Source organism: Pseudomonas sp. P4_C3 (genome assembly GCF_056402075.1).
In genome coordinates this window covers 1-3,457 of the sequence record NZ_JBFUIC010000384.1, presented here as the reverse complement: position 1 = coordinate 3,457, position 3,457 = coordinate 1, and the positions used below count along the sequence as shown (strand labels likewise).

At 59.4% G+C, this 3,457-nt stretch carries 4 protein-coding genes; 2 read left to right on the top strand and 2 right to left on the bottom strand.

The annotated features are described in order from the left end of the window. Nucleotides 1-224: 224 nt before the first annotated feature. Nucleotides 225-1,544 (top strand): MFS transporter, encoded by a 1,320-nt coding sequence (locus tag AC1DVH_RS28005; protein WP_477756521.1) that lies wholly within the window; start codon nucleotides 225-227, stop codon nucleotides 1,542-1,544. Nucleotides 1,545-1,775: 231 nt separating this feature from the next. Next, the gene (locus AC1DVH_RS28000; RefSeq protein WP_477756520.1) at nucleotides 1,776-2,399 is read left to right on the top strand and encodes a flavin reductase family protein; all 624 of its coding nucleotides are present in this window, start codon (nucleotides 1,776-1,778) and stop codon (nucleotides 2,397-2,399) included. A gap of 3 nt (nucleotides 2,400-2,402) precedes the next feature. On the opposite strand, the gene AC1DVH_RS27995 is transcribed toward AC1DVH_RS28000, so the two are convergent. After that, the gene (locus AC1DVH_RS27995) at nucleotides 2,403-2,633 is read right to left on the bottom strand and encodes a hypothetical protein (RefSeq protein ID WP_223532182.1); all 231 of its coding nucleotides are present in this window, start codon (nucleotides 2,631-2,633) and stop codon (nucleotides 2,403-2,405) included. A 41-nt stretch (nucleotides 2,634-2,674) separates the two neighbouring features. Then, nucleotides 2,675-3,028: a putative quinol monooxygenase gene (locus tag AC1DVH_RS27990; RefSeq protein WP_477756519.1), complete on the bottom strand. Its 354-nt coding sequence runs from the start codon at nucleotides 3,026-3,028 to the stop codon at nucleotides 2,675-2,677. Nucleotides 3,029-3,457: the final 429 nt, after the last annotated feature.

The window sequence follows — 3,457 nt, the reverse complement described above, 5'->3', positions numbered from 1 at the left end:
TGTGGGAGCGAGCTTGCTCGCGATGGGGCCGGCAAAGGCAATACACCCCCTCCCGATAAGCAATTTTCCGCTCGTCGCCCACCACGGATAAGCGGATTTCCGCTCACAAAAACGCCTTCCCCCCTCTAAACCGGCCCTCTTCCCTTTGGCACAGCTCCTGCTATAGCCCCTGCAGGCTGCGTTTATTCGCGCTCCACAAAAACAATTAAATGAAGGATCCTTCAATGGATAACTCCAACTCCCTGCCGCTTGGGTCGGCTGCCCTGCCGGCCAAAGAAAGAACCACGTCCAGCCGCATCAAATCGATTTTCAGCGGTTCCGTCGGCAACATGGTCGAGTGGTACGACTGGTACGTCTACGCCGCCTTCTCCCTGTACTTCGCCAAGACCTTCTTCCCCAAAGGCGACACCACCGCCCAACTGCTCAACACCGCCGCGATCTTCGCCGTGGGCTTCCTGATGCGTCCGATCGGTGGCTGGCTGATGGGGCTGTATGCCGACAAGGTCGGGCGCAAAAAGGCCCTGATGGCCTCGGTGTACCTGATGTGCTTCGGCTCACTGCTGATCGCCCTGAGCCCGAGCTATGAAGTCATCGGAATCGGCGCGCCGATCCTGCTGGTGTTCGCGCGCTTGCTGCAAGGCCTGTCGGTGGGTGGCGAATACGGCACCTCCGCCACCTACCTCAGCGAGATGGCGACCAAGGAGCGTCGCGGTTTCTACTCCAGCTTCCAGTACGTGACCCTGATCTCCGGCCAGCTCATCGCTTTGGCGGTGCTGATTGTCCTGCAGAACTTCCTGACCACCGAGGAGCTCTACGCCTGGGGCTGGCGCATCCCGTTCGCCATCGGCGCGCTGTGTGCCGTTGTGGCGCTGTACCTGCGTCGTGGCATGGAAGAAACCGAGTCCTTCACCAAGAAAGAAAAAGCCAAGGAAAGCGCGATGCGCACCTTGATGCGTCACCCCAAGGAACTGATGACCGTGGTCGGCCTGACCATGGGCGGCACCCTGGCGTTCTACACCTACACCACGTACATGCAGAAATACCTGGTGAACACCGTCGGCATGAGCATTTCCGACTCCACCACCATTTCCGCCGCCACACTGTTCCTGTTCATGTGCCTGCAACCGGTCATCGGCGGGCTGTCGGATAAAATCGGTCGCCGGCCGATCCTGATTGCCTTCGGTATCCTGGGAACCCTGTTCACCGTGCCGATCCTCACCACCCTGCACACCATCCAGACCTGGTGGGGCGCGTTCTTCCTGATCATGGCGGCACTGATCATCGTCAGTGGCTACACCTCGATCAATGCCGTGGTGAAAGCCGAACTGTTCCCGACCGAAATCCGCGCCCTGGGCGTGGGCCTGCCGTACGCACTGACCGTTTCGATCTTCGGCGGCACCGCTGAATACATCGCGCTGTGGTTCAAGAGCATCGGTATGGAGACGGGTTACTACTGGTACGTGACCGCATGTATTGCCGTGTCGTTACTGGTGTACGTCACCATGAAAGACACCCGCAAGCATTCACGGATCGTCACGGACTAAATCAAGCCTCAAGGAAAAGGGGCAGATCTCACCGGGGTCTGCCCCTTTTTATTGAATCAACATAACCCCTTGTGGGAGCGAGCCTGCTCGCGATGGAGTGTCAGTCGGCACCAACTTATCTGATACACCATCGCGAGCARGCTCGCTCCTACAGAGGGTAGAGTCGACTGGAATTCAGCGGTTCATCCTTGCACTATGAACGCCACCCGAACTACGCCCTGGAATTACTCCATGCCCGACGACATCCACTTCTACGAACCCGCCAACGGCCACGGCCTGCCCCACGATCCGTTCAACGCCATCGTCGGCCCGCGCCCCATCGGCTGGATCTCTTCACAGAATGCCGAGGGCCGCTTGAACCTGGCGCCCTACAGCTTCTTCAACGCCTTCAACTACATTCCGCCGATCATTGGTTTCTCCAGCATCGGGCGCAAAGACAGCCTGAACAACATCGAGCAAACCGGCGAGTTCGCCTGGAACCTGGCCACCCGGCCGCTGGCCGAGCAGATGAACCAGAGCTGCGCCATGGTCGGGCCTGAAGTCAACGAATTCGAATTGGCCGGCCTGACGACCGTTGCCTCGAAGGTCATTCAGGTGCCACGGGTGGCCGAGAGCCCGGTGTCCTTCGAGTGCAAGGTCACGCAGATCATCCAATTGCAACGGGCGGACGGCAATGTAGTGCCCAGCTGGCTGATCCTCGGCGAAGTGGTCGCCGTGCATATCGCCAAGTGGCTGTTGAAGGATGGGATATACGACACCGCCGCGGCAGAACCGATTCTGCGCGGCGGCGGGCCAGCGGATTATTTCCAGCTGGGGCCTGAGGCGTTGTTCAAGATGTACCGCCCGGGGCGGTGAGAATCACCAGAGCAGGTCGGTGTTTTCCTTGACGTCCTTGAGGCGGGTCAGTTCCTTGGCGGCCGCATCATCGGCCTCGTGAGCGGTCTTGAAGATCTGGCCTTCCAGCACTTTGTGAAAGCGCGGGGCGCCGGCACCGCCCAGCGCTTTGACGGCGATAGCGGCGTGGTAACCACCCTCGCCCGGTACTACAGCGGAAACAGCTTCGAAGTGATCAAAGGCTTTACGTGCCATGTCGCGAATCCTGGCTGGTTGAGAATGCCGTCATTAAACCCTCAACCGGCCAGTTTGTGTACCGCCACTGCGGACTGCCGCAAGGCCTGCGCCACCGAGACATCCTTGAAGGTGTGGAAATCCAGACTGTTGACCACCAGCTCCTGCACCAGCTCGGCAAAAATCTCCATCGCCGGCGTGCTGAAGTACGCGGTCATGGCCTGTTGATTGCTCCAGAAACCGGACACCAGCCACAATTCCGGATCGCATTGCGAATGCTGCAAGGCAAAGCTCAGGCAGCCTGGCGCTGCGCGGGACGGTTCGATCAGGGCGCTGAGGCGCACACCGAGTTCCGCCGAACGCCCGGCGCGCGCTCGAACGAAGGCCATATGACTGACGGGGATCTGCGTGGACATGTTCAACCCTCCCGGGGAGTCGCGTGGCAGCCGGGGGACGGGCTGCGACAGGATCAAAGGTTAAGGGCCGCGACGCCTGTCTCGTTAGTCGATTCCTGCCGGTGCGTTGCACAATCCTGCGAAACTGCATGGACAGCCTGTAACAAACGGTAAAACCCTGTCACGGTTCTGCCATACGAGTTTTGTGTAGGAGCTGCCGAAGGCTGCGATCTTTTGATTCTATAGATGAGCGTCTAAAAGATCGCAGCCTTCGGCAGCTCCTAYACAAAACTCGTATGGCAGAACCGTGACAGGGTTTTACCGTTTGTTACAGGCTGTCCATGCAGTTTCGCAGGATTGTGCAACGCACCGGCAGGAATCGACTAACGAGACAGGCGTCGCGGCCCTTAACCTTTGATCCTGTCGCAGCCCGTCCCCCGGCTGCCACGC

Bases quoted from the DNA above. Each gene is read 5' to 3' on its own strand.
- AC1DVH_RS28005 (WP_477756521.1), top strand. From the start codon at position 225: ATGGATAACTCCAACTCCCTGCCGCTTGGGTCGGCTGCCCTGCCGGCC.
- AC1DVH_RS28000 (WP_477756520.1), top strand. From the start codon at position 1,776: ATGCCCGACGACATCCACTTCTACGAACCCGCCAACGGCCACGGCCTG.
- AC1DVH_RS27995 (WP_223532182.1), bottom strand. From the start codon at position 2,633: ATGGCACGTAAAGCCTTTGATCACTTCGAAGCTGTTTCCGCTGTAGTA.
- AC1DVH_RS27990 (WP_477756519.1), bottom strand. From the start codon at position 3,028: ATGTCCACGCAGATCCCCGTCAGTCATATGGCCTTCGTTCGAGCGCGC.